Origin of the sequence: Enterobacter cloacae complex sp. IR5450 (genome assembly GCF_049238665.1) — a bacterium.
Lineage (GTDB): Bacteria > Pseudomonadota > Gammaproteobacteria > Enterobacterales > Enterobacteriaceae > Enterobacter > Enterobacter hormaechei_C.
Window position 1 is genome coordinate 1 of sequence record NZ_JBMKIC010000053.1, and the last position, 21,749, is coordinate 21,749.

A 21,749-nucleotide genomic window follows, 5' to 3' on the forward strand; every position below is an offset into this window, starting at 1 on the left:
ATAGAACAAAACTTCCGGGACGACAAGAGTCCGCGCTTCGGGTTCGGTCTGAGGCTGAGCCGGAGCCAGGGAAAAGGACGACTTGAAGTACTGAATATGGTGGCGGCGATGGCAAGTCTGGTGATGTGGCTGGCAGGCTACAGGGCCGAAAGACAGTGCTTACACAGGCACTATCAGGCAAGCAGCGTCAGGCATAAACGGGTTCTGTCCTACCTGAGTCTGGCAGAAGAAGTGATCCGGCATGAGCCTGATAAAGTAAGGCGACTGAATATAGGTAACGAGATGAAAAAGCTGGGAAAAGAGTACAGTAATATGGTCATGGTGGCATGACCATATTACTGGGGATCCCTCAGCCCCCCGGGGAGAGGGCAGGGTGAGGGGATTACCCGCCAAACTGATCCGGGTCCGGCCCAAGCCGCTTGCCCTGATCCAGCTTCGCAATTTCACCCAGCTCGTCTTTATCCAGGCGGAAATCCCAGACGTCGAAGTTCTCGGCGATACGCGATGGCGTGACCGATTTCGGGATCACCACCAGACCGCTATCCAGATGCCAGCGAATGACGATCTGCGCCGGGGTTTTACCGTACTTATCCGCCAGTTCACGGATGATTTTCTGGTCAAACACCCCTTCGCCGCCCTGGGCCAGCGGGCTCCAGGATTCAGTCTGGATCTTGTGCGTGGCGTTCCATGAATGAAGCTGGCGCTGCTGCATCAGCGGGTGCAGCTCAATCTGGTTAATCACCGGCGCGACGCCCGTTTCATCAATCAGGCGTTGCAGATGATGAACCTGGAAATTACAGACGCCGATGCTTTTTATCAGCCCCTCTTTTTGCAGTTCAATCATCCCTTTCCAGGCATCAACGTAATGGTCGATAGCCGGTACCGGCCAGTGCATGAGATAAAGATCGACGAAATCGAGCTGGAGTTTCTCCAGACTCTCCTGCAACGCTTCGCGGGGACGTTTTTGATCGTCGTTCCACAGCTTGGTGGTGATGAAAAGCTCATCCCGGGGAACGCCGGCGCTGGCAAGCGCTTTTCCCACGCCGTCCTCGTTTTTATAGGCGGCGGCGGTATCGATGGACCGATAGCCGACTTCCAGGGCTTTATGAATGGCGGAGACGACCTCGTCGTTACCGGCTTTCCATACACCTAGCCCCAGCTGGGGCATCACGTTGCCGTCCTGTAGCTTGATTACGGTTTGGTTTGCCATTTTTCCTCCTTCAGGTGCTCATCGCCGGAGGGAACCTCCGACGATGTGATGTGCATTAAGTCTGGACGAAATGTCAAAAAACGAAAGTCAGGATCCTAAAAACGCTTAGCGTGCCGCTTCGTAAATACGACGGCTGACGTCAAGGGTGATGTCGCCATGCTCGCCGATCTGCGTCATACCGTGTGCTTCCAGTTTCGCCAGCAGGGCAGGGATGGAGCTGCCGTCCAGGCCGTAGCCAGAGAGACGCGTTGGCACGCCCAGGCTTTCAAAGAAGTGACGGGTGGCTTCAATCGCGGCATCGATACGCGCATCGTCGGAACCGTCGGTGATGTTCCACACGCGTACGGCGTACTGGAGCAGTTTGGCGCGTTTAGCGTCACGTTTTTCGTTCCACAGCGCAGGCAGAACCACCGCCAGCGTCTGGGCGTGATCCAGGCCGTGCATCGCCGTCAGCTCGTGGCCGAGCATGTGGGTAGCCCAGTCTTGCGGCACGCCTGCGCCGATCAGGCCGTTCAGCGCCTGGGTGGCTGCCCACATCACGTTGGCACGCACGTCGTAGTTTTCAGGCTCTTTCAGCGCTTTCGGACCTTCTTCAATCAGCGTCAGCAGAATGCCTTCCGCGAAACGATCCTGAATTTTGGCGTTTACCGGGTAAGTAACGTACTGCTCAACGGTGTGAACAAAGGCGTCGACCACGCCGTTCGCCACCTGACGCGCAGGCAGGGTATAGGTGTAAACCGGATCGAGGATCGCGAACACGGGCTGAACGTGTTCGTTCATAAAGGCCTGCTTGTCACCGGTGGTTTTACGGGAGATGACCGCGCCTTTGTTGGACTCTGATCCGGTGGCCGGCAGCGTCAGCACGGAGCCCATCGGGATCGCACTGCTGATGTCGCTGCCGCCCGTTTCCAGAATATGCCACGGGTCGATGCCGTCAGCGTAATGGGCCGCCGCCGCGATGAATTTGGTGCCGTCCAGCACGGAACCGCCGCCCACCGCCAGCAGGAAGGTGATCTGCTCCTCGCGGGCGATTTTTACCGCGTTCATCAGCGTTTCATAAGACGGGTTAGGCTCGATACCGCCGAACTCGCGCACGTCCAGACCTTCCAGAGCGCTGTACACCTGATCCAGTACGCCGGTTTTTTTCACGCTGCCGCCGCCGTAGGTAATCAGGACGCGGGCGTCCGTCGGGATTTGCGCGCGCAGGTCAGCGATAGCGTTTTTACCAAACAGAATGCGGGTTGGGGTATGAAGATTAAAGTTGTTCATGGCTTGTTCCCTGTAGTGGGTAAAAAATCGTGGTGGCGCAGAAGGCAACCTGATGCTGCTCATTGTGGCGGGCAGGCGCTATCCTCTCAATGCACATTCCTGCCGATGTCTTGCCCATTTCTACAGCGCGCTGGAGAAACGGTAAGAAAATGCGCACACTGTCGGCGTCGGAAACCGTACCCGGAGTAACTGAAAATGAACCGTGATGCCATCTGCCGCCAGCTAACGTCGCAGATTAAAACACTGATTGATAACGGAAATGATTCGGCTGAGCTGTTGCCGGATATTCGATTGCTGTACGGTACCCAGCCCGGAACGCGCACCCCGGTGATGTATCAGCCCGGCATCGTGTTTCTCTTTTCTGGCCATAAGATTGGCTATATCAATGAGCGCGTGTTCCGTTACGACACCAATGAATATCTGCTTCTGACAGTACCTTTACCCTTCGAATGTGAAACTTTCGCGACAGAGGAGGTGCCGCTGGCCGGGATCCGCGTCAACGTCGACATCCTCCAGTTGCAGGAGCTGCTGATGGATATTGGGGAGGACGAACTTTTCCGGCCGTCGATGGCGGTAAGCGGTATCAACTCCGCGACCCTATCGGAGGAAATTCTCTGCGCGATTGAACGCCTGTTAGACGTGATGGAAAGGCCTCTGGATGCGCGTATTCTCGGAAAGCAGATTATCCGCGAAATTCTTTACCATGTGCTGCTCGGGCCGGGCGGCGGGGCGCTGCTGGCACTGGTAAGCCGCCAGACGCACTTTAGCCTGATTAGCCGCGTGCTCAAGCGCATTGAGAGCCAGTACACGGAAAACCTCAGCGTTGACCAGCTGGCGGCGGAAGCCAACATGAGCGTCTCGGCGTTTCACCATAACTTTAAATCCGTCACCAGCACGTCGCCGTTGCAGTACCTCAAAACCTACCGTCTACATAAGGCGCGGATGCTGATGATCCACGATGGCATGAAGGCCAGCGCCGCGGCGATGCGGGTTGGGTATGAAAGCGCGTCGCAGTTTAGTCGGGAGTTTAAGCGCTACTTCGGCGTCACGCCGGGGGAGGATGCGTCGCGCATCAGAACGATGCAGGGCGCTTAGGCTTTTGATTCTCTCCCCGCGGGAAGAGAATCAGGATGGGGTATCAGGCGCTGCAATACTTCTTCTTAATCACCACCGCGATTGTGCCGACCAGGCCCGCAACCAGCAGGAAGATCGGCAGCACCATCAGGAACGTCATCACCTGGTCTTCATGGCGCTTAACAAACGGGATCATGTTCAGCGCGTAGCCGAGCGTGGTGACCACGCCCACCCAGAGCAGAGCGCTCAGCCAGTTGAAGAACTGGAAGCGGCGGTTAGGGAGGCCTGAAATACCCGCCATGGTAGGCAACAGGGTGCGAACAAACGCCAGAAAACGCCCGGCGAGCAGCGCCAGCAGGCCGTGGCGGTCAAACATGCAGGTGGCGCGCTGGTGATATTTATGCGGCAGCTGCGCCAGCCAGCCTTTCACCACGCGGGTGTTTCCAAGCCAGCGCCCTTGCAGGTAGCTCAGCCAACAGCCGAGACTGGCCGCAGAGGTGAGGATCACCATTGTCGGTGCGAAGTCCATCACGCCCTTGCCGATTAACGCCCCTGCGAGCAGGAGCAGGCTGTCGCCGGGTAAAAATGAGGCTGGCAGTAGTCCATTCTCCAGAAACAGCGTCGCGAACATCACGAAATAGACAATCCCGACGACATGCGGGTCCGCCAGCGCGGCAAAATCGTGTTGCCAGAGCGCCGTGATGATATTTTGAATAACAGCCATGGACTTTCCTGTGGAACAGCAGATATAACGCTATTGTACTCCCAATTTTGCCTGTCGGGGTTGATCGCAGGCGCATCTCATACAGACTTTTCTGCTTGCGGTGTTCAGAATTGCGTCCGGGGAGTACATTTCAGTCAGCACTTTACACGATGCGCTCAAATCCTGCCGATAAATCCGCAATTAAATCGTCCACATTTTCCAGCCCGATATGCAGGCGGATTAAGGTCCCTTCGAAGTCCACCTCGCCGCCCGGGCGCAGGGCCGCAATCTGCTCCGGCTGGTTGGGCAGGATCAGCGATTCAAACCCACCCCATGAATAGGCCATGCTGAAGAGGGTAAAGTTATCCAGATAGCTTGCCAGTTCGGCGTCATTCAGGCGCTTTTTAAGTACAAATGAGAACAACCCGCTGCTGCCCGTAAAGTCACGTTGCCAGTATTCATGGCCTTTGCTGCCCGGCAGCGCCGGATGGTTAACGCGCTCCACCTGCGGATGCAGCGCCAGCCACTGTGCAATTTGCAGGCTGCTTTCGTGATGCTGACGCAGACGCACGCCGAGCGTACGGATGCCCCGGCTGGTCATGTAGGCGGTATCGGCATCCACCATCTGGCCCATCAGGTAGGCGTTTTCACGCAATTGATCCCAGCAGCGGGCGTTAGATACCGCCGTACCGATCATGCCGTCGGAATGGCCAATCAGGTATTTGGTCGCCGCCTGAATGGAGATATCGATGTCAAATTCCAGGGCTTTAAACAGCACACCTGCCGCCCAGGTGTTGTCGATCATGATGATCGCTTCCGGCGCTATGCTGCGCACCGCCTTCACGATGGCCGGGACGTCATGCACTTCCATGGTGATGGAGCCGGGAGATTCCAGGAACACAACGCGCGTGTTGGGCTGAATAAGCCCGGCAATACCGGCCCCAATCAGCGGATCGAACCAGCTGGTGGTGACGCCGAGCTTGCTGAGTATTTTGGTGCAGAAGTCCTGGCTTGGCTCGTAAGCGGTATTGGTCATCAGGACGTGGTCACCCTGTTCCACAAACGCCAGAATGGTATTGGCGACCGCCGCCGCGCCGCACGGGAACAGCGCGCAGCCCGCGCCGCCCTCCAGTTCGCACATGGCTTCCTGCAACGAGAAATGGGTTAACGTGCCACGACGACCGTAAAATAGCCCGCCCTTCGCGCGATTACGCGTAGCGATTTTTTTATCTTCAACGGTATCAAACACCAGCGAGGAGGCGCGCTGGATCACGCTGTTGACCGAGCCCTGAGTGTATTTCTTACTGCGTCCTGCCTGCACCAGCGTGGTCTCAAGCTGCTTTTTAGTCATGTTCGCTAACCCTATTTTTATACGTCTGGACGTCCAGACTACCACGATTGTCAGAATGTGCATCCGGATGCTTATCGAATAAGCAGAAAATATTATCAAAAATTCGCATAAGAAATTTTTACTGCGTAAGCGCAAGGAAAGTGAGCGAAAATTACGGCACTATGTAAATACTAATGAGAACTACTATCAATTCGACGACATTTTGATATTATTACGTTCAGATTTTGTGATTTGCGTCCTGGAGATACAGAGTGGGTAATAATTTGATGCAGACGGATCTCTCCGTTTGGGGCATGTATCAACATGCTGACATCGTAGTTAAGATTGTGATGATCGGCCTGATTCTGGCGTCCGTGATCACCTGGGCTATCTTCTTCAGCAAGAGCGCCGAACTTCTTTCACAAAAACGCCGCCTCAAGCGTGAGCAGAAGCAGCTGGCGGAAGCCCGTTCTCTGGATCAGGCTTCTGATATCACCTCATCCTTCCATGCGAAAAGCCTGACTACCCTGTTAGTGAACGAAGCGCAGAACGAGCTGGAACTCTCCGCAGGCAGTGAAGATAACGAAGGCATTAAAGAGCGTACCGGCTTCCGTCTGGAGCGTCGCGTTGCGGCCGTGGGTCGTCATATGGGCCGCGGTAACGGCTACCTGGCGACTATCGGCGCTATCTCCCCGTTCGTCGGCCTGTTCGGTACCGTCTGGGGCATCATGAACAGCTTTATCGGTATCGCCCAGACGCAGACCACTAACCTTGCGGTCGTCGCGCCGGGTATCGCAGAAGCGCTGCTGGCAACGGCTATCGGTCTGGTTGCCGCTATCCCGGCGGTTGTTATCTATAACATCTTCGCGCGCATGATTGGCAGTTACAAAGCCACACTGGGTGACGTTGCCGCGCAGGTTCTGCTGCTGCAAAGCCGCGATCTGGACCTGAACGCCAGCGCCGTTAAACCGGTTCATGCGGCGTCCAAACTGCGCGTAGGTTGATTGTATGGCAATGCGTCTTAATGAAAATCTGGACGATAACGGTGAAATGCATGAGATCAACGTGACGCCGTTTATCGACGTCATGCTGGTTCTGCTGATTATCTTTATGGTTGCCGCACCGCTGGCGACGGTGGACGTGAAGGTGAATCTGCCTGCGTCCTCCAGCCAGCCGCAGCCGCGTCCGGAAAAGCCTATCTACCTGTCCGTGAAGGCCGATAAGTCCATGTTCCTGGGCAACGATCCGGTAACGGATGCCTCGGTTATTCCGGCGCTGGACCAGCTCACCGGCGGCAAGAAAGACACCACCGTCTTCTTCCGCGCGGATAAAACCGTCGATTATGAAACCATGATGAAGGTAATGGACACGCTGCATCAGGCGGGCTACCTGAAGATTGGTCTGGTCGGCGAAGAGAAAGCGGCCGCGAAGTAAAACGAAGGCTCTTGCAGCCTTGCCTGCCGGGTGGCGGCGTCGCCTTACCCGGCCTGCATTCCGCAACAATCATTGTTGTCTCACTCTGAAGGCGCCGTCGGCGCCTCTTCATCAAGCGCCACACAGGTCACGTTTGATGTACGGTAATTGCCTTCCGAGAGTTTACGGGTCAGGCGCAGGGTGGCTGTCTCGCGTGCCAGCAGGTACTGATAGTTCGCCTCCAGTCGCCCGAGGATCTTCTCTTTAAGCTCAGGACGCTGTTCAATAATGGCGTTCATCACCGCGCCGTATATCTCCTCCTTGGCCTGCAAGGCGTAAATCTCCCGACGGTTCTGCCATTTCAGGCGTACCAGCGTGGCCGGAATCGAAACCAAATCCTGCGTAATTCGCGTCATCTCGTCATTTTTTATCTTTTTCAGGGCGTCGAGATTCTGCTTTAAGATAAATTCATCGCTTTTTTTATCATCTAAAGTCAAATAAACGTTATTACCGCTATCATCATTCACGTTAATCTTCCCCCAGGTTATAAAAAATGGGATTGTTTTTTTCACGCGTAATTAAATTAAGCCAAATTTCATTGCCGGCTTCATTTATTTGCTGCGTTTTCTCGACCATTATTTGACTTAGCGTCTGGGCGTCTATTTCCCCTTCGGCCTGTAAATCATTCAGCAGATGAACTAAGGCTTCAATCTTGATCGCGCGAAATAAACGCTCTTTTAAATGGCGATCGTGCTCTTCCAGCACCATATTACGGGATTTGCCAGTGCGTGAAACACCAATTAATATGTCGGCTTCATAGTCGGAGAGTTTTCTTTTTCCTTGAGTGAAATTCGCCTCTTTATCTGCTTCCGTCGAAGGCTGTTCCACAGGCGTAATGTGGTACTTTGCCGGGACAAGATTGTCGGGCAGCATTTTAATTTCCTTTAATTTCAAAAGGGTGGGGTTGGAAAAAGGGTGAGATTCGTTGACAATATCATGAGGCAATTTTAAAATCAAAAAAAATGGAGCCTACCCATGAACAGCATTTTCTTCACGGTCATAACGTTACTATTACTGACCGCTGGCGTGCTTTTATTGATGCAAGAGTTCAATAAAACGAAAGTGTCAAAAGACGTCAGTGAACCGCCGCAGCCTGAATTGATGTCGAAAGAGGAGGGGGAAGATCATTTCTCCGTATTGATGAACGCCGTGACGCCGGTCTGGTACTGGCGAGTAAATCACGAATATATCGATTTCCTCCATGCGACAATTAAGCGAATGAAAATGGCCGAAATTAATGATACGCCCGGCCTGTTCGACGCGCAGCGCCGCTGTAGCGACCTTAATTCGGCGGTCTATAAATATTACGACAATATCAAAAAGCGCTGTCTGAATGGCGAGAAGGTGTCGTACTCCGATTTAGATGTATTAAATCTGCGCCAGTGTTTTCGTGAGTTTAGCCTGGAAGCCTACCCGGAACTGGTCGCGCTGGTCTGGCCGGAGTATGCGCGTCCGGATGTAGATCCCAACGAGGTATAGTTGAGATATACTCAGCGCTGGTTTCGTTTGCAGACAGGATTTTATGGAACGCTTCTTTGAAAACGCAATGTATGCCTCTCGCTGGCTGCTCGCACCCGTCTATTTTGGTCTCTCCCTGGCGCTGGTCGCCCTGACGATTAAGTTCTTTCAGGAGATATTCCACGTCCTGCCAAACATTTTCTCCGTGGCAGAAGCCGATTTGATTCTGGTTCTACTGTCGCTGGTAGATATGACGTTGGTGGGAGGATTACTGGTGATGGTGATGTTCTCCGGTTATGAGAATTTCGTCTCTCAGCTTGATATCGCCGAGCACAAAGAAAAGCTCAGCTGGCTGGGGAAAATGGACGCCTCATCGCTGAAGAATAAAGTCGCGGCGTCGATTGTTGCAATTTCGTCTATTCACCTGTTACGCGTCTTTATGGACGCGAAAAACGTCCCGGATAATAAGCTGATGTGGTATGTGATTATCCACCTGACGTTTGTGCTGTCGGCGTTTGTGATGGGGTATCTGGATAAGATCAGTAAGAAATAAATTCACCACGCCCCCTCTCCCTGTGGGAGAGGGGGCGTGGTAAGGGCAGCAGGCCGCACTATTTATCCGACGACGCCTGCCACAAATTCAGCTCACCATCCGCAACGTGCTGGTCAATCCGCATCAGTTCATCTTCGCTAAAGCGCAGGTTATTCAGCGCCTGAACGTTCTCTTCCAGCTGCTCCGGGCGGCTCGCGCCAATCAGTACCGACGTTACACGCTCATCTTTCAACAACCAGCTTAGCGCCATCTGCGCCATCGTCTGCCCGCGCGCGTGCGCCATCTCGTTCAGCAGACGAAGGCTGCTCAGGTTGGCTTCCGTCAGCATTTTCTCCGTCAGGCCGCGCACTTTTTTCCCTTCGCGCTGCATACGTGAACCGTCCGGAATGCCGTTCAGGTATTTTCCGGTGAGCAGGCCCTGTGCCAGCGGGGTAAAGGCGATACAGCCCGTTCCGTTTTTCTCCAGCGCGTCCAGCAGGCCGGTCTTGTCGACCCAGCGGTTAAGCAGGTTGTAAGACGGCTGGTGGATCAAAAGCGGGATCTTCCACTCGCGCAGCAATTCGGTCATCGCCGCCGTGCGTTCCGTGGAGTAAGACGAAATGCCGACATACAGCGCTTTTCCGCTCTGCACCGCGTGTGCCAGCGCGGCGGCGGTCTCTTCCATCGGCGTGTTTTCGTCTACGCGGTGAGAATAGAAAATATCCACATACTCCACACCCATGCGGTTCAGGCTCTGGTCGAGGCTGGCGAGCAGGTACTTACGTGAACCGCCCGAACCATACGGTCCTGGCCACATGTCGTAGCCCGCTTTGGTGGAGATGATCAGCTCGTCACGATAGCCGGCAAAATCCTCCCGCAGCAGGCGGCCAAAATTCTCTTCAGCGCTGCCCGGAGGGGGGCCGTAGTTGTTGGCAAGGTCAAAGTGGGTAATGCCGAGATCGAAGGCCTTACGCAGCAGCGCGCGCTGGGAATCGAGCGGCTGAACGTGACCGAAGCTGTGCCACAGGCCCAGCGACAGTGCCGGTAAGCGCAGGCCGCTTTTGCCGCAGTATCGGTACTGCATGTTTTCGTATCGGCCGGTGTAAGGGTGCCAGGACATGATGTCTCCTTTCTTGTCGGTGAATTTTCGAAACAACGTTTTCATTCTATGCCGACTCGATAACGAAAAAAGTATATTTTCTACAGTATCTGCCGATAACGAGGGGAGTACTCGCCTCTGGGCGAATTCACCCTCACGGCAAGGAATACTCAATGAAGATGCTTCGTAATTTCACCATCCGTTTCGTCATGCTGACGATACTGGGGATCTTTTGTGTCATGTGGGCAGGCGTGGGGCTTTACAGCACCTGGTCTCTGTCTCGTGTTTCTGATGGTAATGACGTTGACCGCCAGCTGGTCCGGCAAATGACGGTGCTGAGCTAGGGCAACGATCAGTATTTCCGTTTCGTCACCCGCCTGAGCCGGGCAATGGAAGTTAAAGCGGCGGGCGGCACGCCGGACCTGGCTCCTGCTCAGCAGGCGCTGGATAACATGAGTAAAAAGCTGGCAGAGATGAAAGCTATCTCCCCGGGCCCGATGGATGAAAAGGTGTCTGCGCAGGTGATTTCCACCTGGCAGGCGCTGCTCGATCAGGGCGTTACACCGCAGATGGCGCAGGCGAAGCAGGCGACGCTCGAAGGCTATCGTCAGCATGCCAACAACGTCACGCCGCCGCTAAGCCGTGCATTCGGGTCAGCGGCTGAGAACTTTAACAATACCGCGGCGAAGGCGCTCGACAGCACGCGCGTGGTGGTCGACGGCCTCACCAGCATGACCCGGACGGTAATTATCACCGCCACGATCGTGGGTCTGCTGATCCTGCTGTTCACCGACCGCTACCTGGTGGCGATACTGGTAAAACCGCTGGATCGTATCCGTCAGCAGTTCCGCCAGATTGCGCAGGGCGACCTCAGCCAGCCGATTGAATCTTTGGGCCGCAACTGCGTGGGGCAACTGGTACCGCTGCTGAGTGCAATGCAGGACAGCCTGCGGGAGGCGGTCAGCACGATTCGTTCCGGCAGCGAGAATATCTGGCGCGGGGCAACGGAGATCTCCAGCGGGAATAACGATCTTTCTTCGCGTACCGAAGAGCAGGCCGCCGCGCTGGAAGAGACCGCGGCCAGCATGGAGCAGCTTACCGCAACGGTGAAGCTGAACGCCGAAAGCGCGCGCCAGGCCAGCCAGCTTGCGGATGTCGCCTCCAGCACGGCCAGCCGCGGCGGGTCGCTGGTGGAAGATGTGGTTACGACCATGAGCGGCATTTCGGACAGCTCGAAAAAAATCGCTGAAATCACCACCGTTATCAACAGCATCGCTTTCCAGACTAATATTCTGGCGCTGAACGCCGCGGTGGAAGCCGCCCGGGCCGGGGAGCAGGGGCGAGGCTTTGCGGTCGTGGCGGGTGAGGTACGTAATCTGGCCAGCCGCAGCGCGAATGCGGCCAAAGAGATCGAAGGGCTGATTGCGGATTCCGTTGCCCGCGTGGAGCAGGGGGCGCAGCTGGTGAACGATACCGGCACCACGATGGAAGCAATCCTGCGCGACGTGACGGAAGTGACCGTCATTATGAAGCAGATCGCCACCGCGTCAGAGGAGCAGAGCAAAGGAATTTCTCAGGTCGGCGTTGCCATCACGCAGATGGACGGCGTGACCCAGCAGAACGCCTCGCTGGTGGAGCAGGTTTCCGCCGCCGCCGCCGCACTGGAACGGCAGACCGAAGAACTCCAGCGCTCAGTGCAGAAATTCCGTCTCACCGCGTAACCTCATCGTGTCAGGCCGTCTCTGGCGGCCTGACGTTTATCGCTCTGAATAATCTGTGTTACCTGCGACAGCTGACCAATTTTCACTTCGCTTGCCCGCATAAATTTACTTTTGTCGATCAGCAGCAGCGACTGGCTGGCGCGGTTTAACAGCAGCGCCTTAAAGCCCGCGTTGTGCTCGGACGGATCCCAGAGGACGCCATGCTCATCGACCCCTTCACACGAGAAGATAAACAGATCGATCTCCAGCCCTTTTAGCTGCGTCACCAGCGCCGGATTAACATAGCAGCGATACTTACGCTCAAGCGTTCCGCCGGAGCAGATAAGCGTGATCCGCTCGCGCTTTGCCATCTCGTGGCAGACAGGCAGGCTGTTGGTAAATACGGTGAGGTCGATGTCCGGCAACTGGCGCGCCAGATGAAAGCAGGTTGAGCTGGCGTCGAGGGCGATGGTCATCCCTTCGCTGATCCAGCCCAGCGCGTGGCGGGCAATATCGGCTTTGTCGGCATAATGGCTTTTCAGGCGTGCGCCAAAGGGTTCACCGCTGTCGCGGCTGTCCGGGTGAATCAGACGCGCGCGCCCGTGCTGGCGCAGAAGCTTCCCCTGCTGCTGCAACGACTTCAGATCCCGGCGGATCGTCTCTTTGCTGACGGAGAGCTTTTCAGCCAGCACCTCGGTAGTCAGCCAGTCGCTTTGACTCAGCAGGGTGATAAGGCTCTGCTGTCGGGTCGCTTTTAGCGTCTGGTCTGACATACGAGGCTCCTTGCGCACGCGTGCTGACGCATTTTTCTCATCGCGGAATAAGGGCGGCGAACCGCCCGGTCATGGATCAGGCCTGACGTTTATCTTCCGTCTGGGTATCGAAGTCGCGTGCTGAATGACGCTCATGCAACTGCTCGTTCAGCTCGCCGTTGGTACGGTTAACAATGCGCCCGCGTTTCACGGCCGGACGATTCGCCACATCTTTTGCCCAGCGCTGCACGTTGGTGTACTTCCCGGCATCCAGGAACTCGGCGGCGTTATAGACGCTGCCCAGCGCCACGCAGCCAAACCATGGCCAGACTGCCATATCCGCAATGGTATATTCCTCACCCGCTACGTAACGACCGCGCGCCAGCTGTTTGTCCAGCACGTCGAACAGGCGTTTAGCTTCCATGGTGAAGCGATCGATAGCGTACTCAATCTTCACTGGCGCGTAGTTATAGAAGTGGCCAAAACCGCCGCCGAGGAACGGGGCCGCGCCCTGTAACCAGAACAGCCAGTTCAGGGTTTCCGTTCGTCCTGCCGGATCTTTTGGCAGGAAGTGACCAAATTTCTCGGCCAGATAGAGCAGGATATTGCCGGATTCAAAGACGCGCGTCGGCGGGGTGGTGGAGTGGTCACGCAGGGCCGGGATCTTCGAGTTCGGGTTCACGTCGACAAAACCGCTGGAGAACTGATCGCCCTCGCCAATGCGGATCAACCATGCGTCGTATTCCGCGCCCGTCACGCCCAGCGCCAGCAGCTCTTCCAGCATGATGGTAACTTTCTGTCCATTCGGCGTACCGAGTGAGTACAGCTGGAGCGGGTGCGCGCCCACAGGTAGCTCTTTCTCGTGCGTCGCGCCCGAGACGGGACGGTTGATATTGGCGAACGCGCCGCCGTTATTCTGTTTCCATTCCCACACTTTCGGTGGCTGATAGGTGTTATCTGACATGTTGGCCTGCCTCTTTGGTGTTGTGTTGAGGCAGTGTAGCAGGAGATGCAGGAACCGTTTAACGATGCGAGCGTAATGGGCAGGGCGGGTGTATGATAACGCCACCTCTGTCAGTTAATTACAACGTGCAGACGACGACAACCCCACAAAAAAATTGCCGCCTGCCTGTTTTAGGTTGGACACATGCGTAAAGGAACGTTAAGCAGTGACGCCCCCTTCGGGACGTTATTAGGTTATGCGCCGGGTGGCGTGGCGATTTACTCTTCAAATTATGGCAGTCTCGATCCGCGTCACTACCCGGAAGATGCGGAATTCCGCAGCTATATCGGCAACGAGTACATGGGCCATAAATGGCAGTGCGTTGAGTTTGCGCGCCGTTTCCTGTTTCTCAATCACGGGTTTGTCTTTACCGACGTCGGGATGGCGTGGGAGATCTTCTCCCTGCGTTTTTTGCGCCAGGTGGTAAACGACAATATTCTGCCGCTACAGGCCTTTGCTAATGGCTCAAAACGCGCGCCGCAGGCCGGTGCGCTGCTCATCTGGCAAAAGGGCGGTGAGTTTCATGAGACCGGCCACGTCGCCGTCATTACCCAGCTGCTGGATGACAGAGTACGGATTGCCGAGCAGAACGTTATTCACTCCCCGCTGCCGATGGGGCAGCAGTGGACGCGCGAGCTGCGTCTGAGCGTGGAGGACGGTTGCTATACGCTTCATGACACGTTCAACGATACCGAGATCCTCGGCTGGATGATCCAGACGGAGGAGACGGAACACAGTATTCCTCAGCCGGAGATCGACGGTGAACTGCTGAAAATCAGCGGCGCGCGGTTGAAGAACAACCGCCAGTTCGACGGGAAATGGCTCAATGAAGACGACGCCCTGCAACAGGCTTACATTCGCGCCAACGGCCACGTTATCAACAACGATCCCTGCCAGTACTTCACCATTACCGAAAGCGCCGAGCAGGAGCTGATCAAAGCCACCAACGAACTGCACCTGATGTACCTTCATGCCACCGACAAGGTGCTGAAAGACGACAGCTTACTCGCGCTTTTCGACATCCCGAAAATTCTCTGGCCGCGTCTGCGCCTGTCCTGGCAGTGGCGTCGTCACCATATGATCACCGGTCGTATGGATTTCTGCATGGATGAGCGCGGCATTAAGGTTTACGAGTACAACGCGGATTCCGCCTCCTGCCATACCGAGGGCGGGCTGATTCTTGAAGAGTGGGTGAAAAACGGCTATCGCGGCACCGGCCACAATCCGGCGGAAGGCTTGCTGGAGGAGCTGACCGGCGCATGGAAGCACAGCCACGCGCGGCCGTTCGTCCATATCATGCAGGACAACGATATTGAAGAGGATTACCACGCGCTCTTTATTCAGCGCTCGCTGATCCAGGCCGGGTTTGAAACCAAAATCCTGCATGGACTGGGCGCGCTGAGCTGGGATGCCGCCGGGCAATTGATTGATGATGAAGGCCGTCACGTTAACTGCGTATGGAAAACCTGGGCATGGGAAACGGCGATTGAGCAGATCCGCGAGGTGAGCGAAACCGAGTACGCCGCCGTGCCTATCCGCACCGGTCACCCGCAAGGTGAAGTGCGCCTGATTGACGTCCTGCTGCGCCCGGAAGTGCTGGTCTTTGAACCGCTGTGGACGGTGATCCCAGGTAACAAGGCGATCCTGCCGGTGCTGTGGCAGCTCTTCCCGAACCACCGTTACCTGCTGGATACCGATTTTGAGGTCAACGATCTGCTCAAACGGACCGGTTATGCCGTTAAACCGATCGCCGGACGCTGCGGGAGCAATATCGATCTGATCGGCGCCCAGGACGAACTGCTGGACCAGTCCAGCGGCAAGTTTGTTGACCGCAAGAATATCTACCAGCAGCTATGGTGCCTGCCGAAGGTTGACGGCAGATACATTCAGGTCTGCACCTTTACCGTGGGCGGGAACTATGGCGGAACCTGTCTGCGTGGGGATAACTCGCTGGTGGTGAAGAAAGAGAGCGATATTGAACCGCTGATTGTGGTGAAGGATAACTAATTCATACCCGCGAAAAAAAAGCCCCCGCCGGATAACCTGCGGGGGCTTTTTCTTACTCTTCTTTCTCGTCCTGCTGCTCGCTGATCTTCAAATCAATGATCCGGCCAATCTGGTCATGGTAAACCGTCAGCAGGTTGTACTGGCTCATCTCGGACATAATTTGCGGCGTGACGTTAAAACTTTGGGCAAGCTCGTCATGGCGCAACATTTCCGGATGACGCCGCCTCACATGCGCGCGGCGGCGATTGTACTGATACCACAGGATCAGCAGCCAGCCGTTGAACGCGGCAATCAGCAGATAAACCAGCACTGTATTAAAAGAGGCGATAATTGCGTTCCAGCGGTGATCGCCCTCCTCGGTTAACTGCATCCACAGCCTGGCGTACAGGAAAAACAGGAATCCTCCCCAGGCTATCAGCGTTAATGCAGCATCGAAAAGACGCGGTGCCAGCCGATGTTCAGTCAAAATTAACGTACTCTCGTTCATTGAATGCTCCCTTTACCCCGGTCCGGACTGATCCAGCGCGCGCGGGCGCGTTTACGTTTAAGCATGACTTTCGGAAATGCCACGAGGGTGGTAAACAGGCCAATCATCCAGTACACCATCGGGAACCAGATTACCCAGAACAGCGAGCCTGCCACATTCCGCTCGTAGCGCCGCTCGATATACAAACTGACGAGGAATTGCAGCAGGCACATTACGCCCAGCAGCAGCCCGGTAAACGCCGGGGGAAACAGGCTCGCAACGGCCAGGTTCGCGGGAAGAGGGATAATATGGCTGAGAATGAACAACACCACGGTCGCCCCATAGGCAAATGCCCACAGCGTTGATAGGGCGTACTCGAGAAACAGGGGCCACATGCGATGATGCTCCCAGCGGGCCATCTTGCGCAGGTTAACCAGAAACACCTCTGCCCCCCCCCTGCGCCCAGCGCAGACGCTGCTTCCACAGTCCCTTTAGCGTCTCCGGCATCAGGATCCAGCACAGTGCCCGCGGCTCGAAAAAGATATCCCAGTGGCGAAGCTGAAGCTTCCAGCTTATGTCGATATCCTCTGTGATCATATCCGGGCTCCAGTACCCGACATCCGCCAGCGCCTGTCGGCGAAAGGCGGCGATGACGCCGGAGACGGTAAAGACCCGGCCATAGATCCGCTGCGTTCGCTTGATGAGGCCAATAATGGAAGAAAACTCGCCCACCTGAATACGACCAATCAGCGTTGAGCGCGTGCGAATACGCGGATTTCCGGTGACGGCCCCAACGTGGGGATACTGAATCAGCGGTGCCACCAGATACGCCGCGGTGTCGCGGTCGAGCAGGGCGTCGCCGTCAATGCAGACCAACAGATCGCCCCGGGCCGCCGCAGCGCCGGCCTTGAGCGCCACGGCTTTCCCCTGGTTCTCCGCGAGATTAATCACCCGCAGGCGCGGCTGCTCCCGCGCCAGCTGTTGCAGTACCTCCGCCGTGTTATCAGAAGAACCGTCGTTGATGGCGATAACTTCTACATTCCAGTACCGCTGATCCAGCGCGGCGCTAATGGTCTCCCGTGCGTTGCGTTCCTCATTGAAGCAGGGAATAAGAATCGAGATTAACGGCTCACCGGCTAAGGCGGGGGCGGGTGTTGCGTTATCCCACGACCAGTGCCGTTCAAGCTGAAACCAGAAATAGAGGCCGCCGGTTACCCAGAGCACGGACATAAACAGCGGCCAGAAAAAGACAAAGTCCAGAATCAGTTCGCCAGTAAACAGCGCGGCTACGCCTAACGGCAACCCGAATACCAGACACAAAATAGAGAAGGCGATAATGCGATCAGTCATTGTCAGGATACCAGTACGAAGAAAATTCAGGTCTGATACGTGAAATATCAGGTTGGTTGTTGAGGAAGTCGTCGGGGTAATAACCGTAATTTTTGATGCCGTTCAGCTGGAGCACCCGCATCCACTCCACCAGACGTTCATCGGCTACGGCACGCTGCGGTTTCTGCGCCCAGTCCCTGGCCTGTAGCTCAAAAATCGTTTTATTTAGCGCGCCGGGGCGTGCGGCGACGGCTTTGACTAAACGCGTCAGCCAGGCATTGCTCTCTTCTGCCGGGACGGACTCCATCAGCGGCATTGCCATCGGCACCGTCCAGTCGTAGGCCGCCAGAAAATCATCCAGATTTTGCGCAAACCATGCCTCGCTTTCCGGCTCGAGAATGGGTAACGCGAACATGTTCCGCGCGGTTTTGATCTGCGGGCCACGGATGTTTTTCACCGCCTGGCTCAGGGTGCGGGTAAAGCCGATAAGCCGCTGGCTCTTCTGCCGGGTCGTATCCTGTCCGGCATCGTCAACGTCCGTCAGCACTGCGTCGTCATGGAACAAGATCCCGTTGAAGCTGGCATAGCGGGCCAGATCTTCATAAATCTCCGTCACCTGCTGGCGAACCTGCGCACTCCAGGGGGAGAGCCGGATATAGGGCTCGGCGGCCACGGTCAACTCTCCCGTTTGACGCTCACGGCGCTGCACGCGCGGCAAGGCTGGACTGAGATCGAAAGAGAGAACCGGCATCCACGCGAAGACTTTCACTCCCGCGCGGGTTTGTAGCTGCCAGGCGACAAAATTAAAGAGATCGGCCCGGACCGGAAGACGACGGTTGGGGAAATAGAGCGCGCTGATCCTGCCGTCGCCCCGCGGATCCGAAAACGCCTGGAGAAACACATGGCTGATTTGCATGTCGTAGACCCGCTGGACGAGTTTGTTGATGTTTTTCGTCTGCTGGGCCGGATCGGGATCGTAGACGTAATCAAGATCAACATGCATGACGCGCACCGGTTCAAACTCCTGAACGCGGCTAACCGTGTTGGCAAAGGTTTTTATCGACGGATTTCCGGCAATCAGCAGGCGCGGGATGTTGCCGAGGTCGCGCACGTTTGCCAGCCCGTCCTCCAGGGTAAAGGCCAGCTGATAGCCCTGTTTCTGGGCGATAGCGAGCGATGTACCGTTAGCAGCCCCATAGGGCCACACCCAGGCACGCGGCGCTTTTCCCGTCACCTGGGTGATTTTATCGGTGACTTTCCGTACGTCTGCGGCGATCCGCTGATTGAAGTGTTCATCGGTTTCGTAATGCCCCGTCGCGTTATCAAAAAAACGGTTAGCGATGGCGGGTTCACGGCTTCCCTGCGGGTTGGCCGGAATGCCGTAATGCGAGGCCCAGGTATGCGAGCCAATCTCAATCAGCGGGGACTGGCTGAGCTCGCGAACCATATCCCAGGTGGCAAAGCGATCGCGGGGCGTCATCAGACCGCCGAAGTTAACTTTTTGATTTGCCGGCGTATCCACCCAGCTGCCCACCGGTGCCCACAGCGCAGGAACGTTCCAGGCCTGAAGCAGGGGCCAGACCCGGGTGTAAAAACTGCTATAACCGTCGTCGAAGCTGAGCAAAACGGCTTTCGGCGGCAGCGCTTTTTTTCCTTCATGCGCATCCAGAATGTCCTGCACGCTAACGGCGTGATAGCCGTTGTGCAAAAGCCAGCTTATCTGCTCGTTTAACGCGCTGGTGCGAACGGAGAGGTAGCGCTGATCGGCGGCATCATCTTCGACGTCGTGGTAGGCCAGGACCAAAAACTGATTCTCCGGCCAGGGTTTGCTGGCCTCCAGCTGCGGCCTCTCTTCAGGGGCCATAAAGGAGAGCGGCTGCGCGCAGAGGCTCGCGCTGAGGCAGAGCCAGCCGATGACGATCAGGCTTACAGAAAAACGTGTGTTCAGCATATTCATCCTTAAAAGCGTAAAGTCGCATCTAACGTGACGGAGAGATTGCTCTCGCGTTTGCCGTCGTAAGGGCGCTTATCCCAGTTCAGCATCACGCCAGTATCGACAACGTTGTTCCACTGGATGCGTTGCCCGTAACCCAGCAGGGTAACGGCGCCAGGTGACTGATTTTTCTGCCAGTAGCTGCCCCCGCCTGCCACGAACTGCTGGCTCCAGAGAGTGTCGTAGTGGCGGTACATCTCATGGTCAACGGACAGGGCAGCCGTCACGGACAGATCCCGTGCCGGGTTGTAATAGAGCGTATTCCGCAGGCTGTTTTTACTGGCGGCGATCCCCGGTTCGAGCTCCAGCGTCAGGGTCGGGGTCTGCCAGAGACGCTCTTTCCCAGAGAGGGTGTATTCCTGACGGCGGTTGTGGTCTGAGAAGCGGCTGATTGCGGCGTTGAACTGGTATTCACGTCGCTCGTTTTGATACCAGCGCACCCCACCTTCACCCCGGTTGGCGCTAATCCCATTGCGTAATGCCCGTAAGGGTGTGGCGCGTGACAAGCGCTCGAGGTTACCACTGACCTGCCAGTTATCACTCAGGCTGTAAGTTGTTGAGAGCCGTGCGCCCGGCCTGTTTTTGCCGTGATAGTGGTTGCCGGAGAGCTCGGCTTCGAGCGTGAGGTCACGGGGGCGCCACTCAACGCCGCCCAACAGGTGGCGGCTGATGCCTTTACCTTCGTCGAAATTCCCCTGGGCATAGCGGGTGCCGGCAAACAGCCGCCAGTTATCCGCCACGGGCGGGCCATAGAGCGTGGCGTCCCAGTTCATGTCGTGGCTACCGCTGACGGGGTTATCTGAGTGCAATCCTTTACCCGCCTTCAGACGCAGCTCAGACATATGGTGGACCATTCTGAGTCTGTCCAGGCGACGGGCGCTGCGATCGGCGGGGGCGCGAGCAATTACGTTATCAGCCAGTGAATCCATCTGGCGCCACTCCTGAAGGTCCATTGCGACGTAAGCCTGCTGTTTTTCAAGCTCCAGATTCGTGGGTTCGAGCGTCTCTGCTCGTTTAAGCTTTTGCTCGGCCGCACGCGGCAGGCCTCTGGCCTGAAGCAGGGCGGCATAATCAATCTGTAATCCCTGATTTCCCGGCGCCGTTGACGCCAGACGATACGACAGCTTTTCGGCCTCCGGCAGGGCGTTGGTTGCCAGCAAATAGTTAAATTTGAGTGACTGCCCGGTAAGCCACCGATCGTTTGGCTGGGCGGTGGGGGACCCGAAATCGTAGCGGGTCCAGGGAACGCTGCGGGTCTCGCGCTCAACGTAGCGGCGGGCGGCCTGATATTGCCCCGTATCCAGCCAGGCGTAGAAAAGCGCATGCTCCTCATCCTGCGGATCGGAGGCGTAGTGTGGATAGCGTTGCACAAGCGAGAAGGCGGCAACGGTGTTTTTCTCCTGCAAATATGCAGAGATCACCCAGCCGATGGCCCAGTCCGGCACCGGATGCTGTGCGGCCGTCAGCGACTCATATTCGCTAATGACCTGCTGGTAATTACCCTGCGCATACAGGGCGCCAAGCCGATCGATACGGGCAAGGATGACGTCTTCAGCCGCCTGCGGGTCGTTTTGCCAGCGGGAAAGCAGGGCGTGATAGCGATCTAATGCGTTTTGTGCCAGCCGCAGGCGCTCTTTCTCCGTTCTGCCAGGCACATCCGCCAGGCGTACCCGTTCAGCCGCGGCGTTACGCTCAAGGCGGCGGCGCTCCGCAGGAGAGAGCGCCGCGTTTTGTGACAGCCAGAGTGCGGGCGTGCTTACCCGGTTATCCGTTAGCGCATCGATCGTCTCGCGAAGAAGGGCCTCATTCCCTGGCGCGGCGCTCAGCGCGCGCATGTCAGCCAGCAGCCGATCCCTGTTTTTTCCCTGGCGCATCCAGACATAGGAGAGCGTCTCAAGGTGCGCGGGAGAAGGATTGTCTTTAACCAGCTGCCGGGCTTCCGAAAGCGCGAGGCGATCTTTGCGGGCATCGGCCAGAGTCTTCACATAGCCGATGCGGTAATCGTCGTTATCCGGCGCAAGGCTGAGCGCCTCTTTCCACAGCGATAAGGCCGATGGCCAGGCTTTTTGGTTTCTTCTGGACTGGGCGACGGCAGCGATGGCGCGAGCGGGCAGCGGCATATAAATACCATAACGCTGCCAGACCCGGATAACTTCGTCATCGCGTCCTGCCCAGGAGGCTACCTGTAACCAGTCCGCAACCTGTCCGGGTGTTAAAGCATGTTGTTGCTCATAGCGCTGTAGGTAATCAAGAAACAGAGCGTAATTACCGGTAATGCTGCCAACTTACTGATTTAGTGTATGATGGTGATTTTAAGGTGCTTGCGTGGCTTCCATTTCCATCAGATGTCC

Annotated in this window: 17 protein-coding genes and 4 pseudogenes; 8 read left to right on the forward strand and 13 right to left on the reverse strand. The window is 56.4% G+C overall.

The features are described 5' to 3' along the window. Positions 1–330 (forward strand): annotated as a pseudogene (locus ACOTYB_RS23575) (IS4 family transposase); the annotation flags it as partial. 52 nt (positions 331–382) lie between these two features. Here ACOTYB_RS23575 and dkgA read toward each other — a convergent pair. Both dkgA and yqhD read right to left on the reverse strand, forming a co-directional pair. After that, positions 383–1,210, reverse strand: coding sequence for a 2,5-didehydrogluconate reductase DkgA (dkgA, locus tag ACOTYB_RS23580; protein WP_003862493.1), 828 nt, complete (start codon positions 1,208–1,210; stop codon positions 383–385). A 105-nt stretch (positions 1,211–1,315) separates the two neighbouring features. Then, the gene (gene yqhD / locus ACOTYB_RS23585) at positions 1,316–2,479 is read right to left on the reverse strand and encodes an alcohol dehydrogenase (RefSeq protein ID WP_220153345.1); all 1,164 of its coding nucleotides are present in this window, start codon (positions 2,477–2,479) and stop codon (positions 1,316–1,318) included. A gap of 195 nt (positions 2,480–2,674) precedes the next feature. On the opposite strand from yqhD, the gene ACOTYB_RS23590 reads away from it, so the two are divergent. Then, entirely contained in the window at positions 2,675–3,574 is a 900-nt protein-coding gene (locus ACOTYB_RS23590; protein ID WP_220153344.1) for an AraC family transcriptional regulator, read from the forward strand. A gap of 43 nt (positions 3,575–3,617) precedes the next feature. Here the strand turns inward: ACOTYB_RS23590 and yghB are convergent, their stop codons facing one another. Continuing rightward, entirely contained in the window at positions 3,618–4,277 is a 660-nt protein-coding gene (gene yghB, locus ACOTYB_RS23595) for a DedA family general envelope maintenance protein YghB (protein WP_003862486.1), read from the reverse strand. A 142-nt stretch (positions 4,278–4,419) separates the two neighbouring features. Then, positions 4,420–5,607: a cystathionine beta-lyase gene (gene metC / locus ACOTYB_RS23600; RefSeq protein ID WP_003862484.1), complete on the reverse strand. Its 1,188-nt coding sequence runs from the start codon at positions 5,605–5,607 to the stop codon at positions 4,420–4,422. A 251-nt stretch (positions 5,608–5,858) separates the two neighbouring features. Here metC and exbB point away from each other — a divergent pair, with 251 nt between their 5' ends. Both exbB and exbD read left to right on the forward strand, forming a co-directional pair. Next, entirely contained in the window at positions 5,859–6,590 is a 732-nt protein-coding gene (exbB, locus tag ACOTYB_RS23605) for a tol-pal system-associated acyl-CoA thioesterase (RefSeq protein ID WP_003862482.1), read from the forward strand. A 4-nt stretch (positions 6,591–6,594) separates the two neighbouring features. Then, entirely contained in the window at positions 6,595–7,020 is a 426-nt protein-coding gene (gene exbD / locus ACOTYB_RS23610) for a TonB system transport protein ExbD (protein WP_001251472.1), read from the forward strand. An 80-nt stretch (positions 7,021–7,100) separates the two neighbouring features. Here the strand turns inward: exbD and ACOTYB_RS23615 are convergent, their stop codons facing one another. Next, entirely contained in the window at positions 7,101–7,526 is a 426-nt protein-coding gene (locus ACOTYB_RS23615; RefSeq protein ID WP_003862479.1) for a hypothetical protein, read from the reverse strand. 1 nt (position 7,527) lies between these two features. Further along, on the reverse strand, positions 7,528–7,932 hold the full coding sequence (locus tag ACOTYB_RS23620) for a hypothetical protein (RefSeq protein WP_045335726.1): 405 nt from the start codon (positions 7,930–7,932) through the stop codon (positions 7,528–7,530). A gap of 102 nt (positions 7,933–8,034) precedes the next feature. Between ACOTYB_RS23620 and ACOTYB_RS23625 the strand changes: the two genes are divergently transcribed. Continuing rightward, on the forward strand, positions 8,035–8,538 hold the full coding sequence (locus ACOTYB_RS23625) for an ESA_00282 family adhesion-associated protein (RefSeq protein WP_003862475.1): 504 nt from the start codon (positions 8,035–8,037) through the stop codon (positions 8,536–8,538). A gap of 43 nt (positions 8,539–8,581) precedes the next feature. Beyond that, positions 8,582–9,070, forward strand: coding sequence for a TIGR00645 family protein (locus ACOTYB_RS23630; RefSeq protein ID WP_003862473.1), 489 nt, complete (start codon positions 8,582–8,584; stop codon positions 9,068–9,070). A 58-nt stretch (positions 9,071–9,128) separates the two neighbouring features. On the opposite strand, the gene ACOTYB_RS23635 is transcribed toward ACOTYB_RS23630, so the two are convergent. Next, positions 9,129–10,169 carry an aldo/keto reductase gene (locus tag ACOTYB_RS23635; RefSeq protein WP_003862471.1) on the reverse strand — a complete coding sequence of 347 codons (1,041 nt, stop codon included), beginning with the start codon at positions 10,167–10,169 and terminating at the stop codon, positions 9,129–9,131. Between the two features lie 152 nt (positions 10,170–10,321). Here ACOTYB_RS23635 and ACOTYB_RS23640 point away from each other — a divergent pair. Beyond that, positions 10,322–11,869, forward strand: a pseudogene (locus tag ACOTYB_RS23640) (methyl-accepting chemotaxis protein). A gap of 2 nt (positions 11,870–11,871) precedes the next feature. Here the strand turns inward: ACOTYB_RS23640 and fucR are convergent. Next, positions 11,872–12,621: an L-fucose operon activator gene (fucR, locus tag ACOTYB_RS23645; RefSeq protein WP_023314843.1), complete on the reverse strand. Its 750-nt coding sequence runs from the start codon at positions 12,619–12,621 to the stop codon at positions 11,872–11,874. 76 nt (positions 12,622–12,697) lie between these two features. Further along, complete coding sequence (yghU, locus tag ACOTYB_RS23650; protein WP_409249077.1) at positions 12,698–13,564, reverse strand: glutathione-dependent disulfide-bond oxidoreductase; 867 nt, start codon at positions 13,562–13,564, stop codon at positions 12,698–12,700. 183 nt (positions 13,565–13,747) lie between these two features. Between yghU and gss the strand changes: the two genes are divergently transcribed. Then, the gene (gss, locus tag ACOTYB_RS23655) at positions 13,748–15,610 is read left to right on the forward strand and encodes a bifunctional glutathionylspermidine amidase/synthase (RefSeq protein WP_126524586.1); all 1,863 of its coding nucleotides are present in this window, start codon (positions 13,748–13,750) and stop codon (positions 15,608–15,610) included. Positions 15,611–15,662: 52 nt separating this feature from the next. Here the strand turns inward: gss and pgaD are convergent, their stop codons facing one another. From pgaD to pgaA, 4 genes and pseudogenes are all read right to left on the reverse strand, one after another. After that, positions 15,663–16,097 carry a poly-beta-1,6-N-acetyl-D-glucosamine biosynthesis protein PgaD gene (gene pgaD, locus ACOTYB_RS23660; RefSeq protein WP_003862463.1) on the reverse strand — a complete coding sequence of 145 codons (435 nt, stop codon included), beginning with the start codon at positions 16,095–16,097 and terminating at the stop codon, positions 15,663–15,665. Beyond that, a pseudogene (gene pgaC / locus ACOTYB_RS23665) lies at positions 16,094–17,426 on the reverse strand (poly-beta-1,6-N-acetyl-D-glucosamine synthase). The gene pgaD and the pseudogene pgaC overlap by 4 nt, the downstream one beginning before the upstream one ends. Further along, entirely contained in the window at positions 17,419–19,356 is a 1,938-nt protein-coding gene (gene pgaB, locus ACOTYB_RS23670) for a poly-beta-1,6-N-acetyl-D-glucosamine N-deacetylase PgaB (protein WP_045342444.1), read from the reverse strand. The pseudogene pgaC and the gene pgaB overlap by 8 nt, the downstream one beginning before the upstream one ends. An 8-nt stretch (positions 19,357–19,364) precedes the next feature. After that, positions 19,365–21,668, reverse strand: a pseudogene (gene pgaA / locus ACOTYB_RS23675) (poly-beta-1,6 N-acetyl-D-glucosamine export porin PgaA); the annotation flags it as partial. Positions 21,669–21,749: the final 81 nt, after the last annotated feature.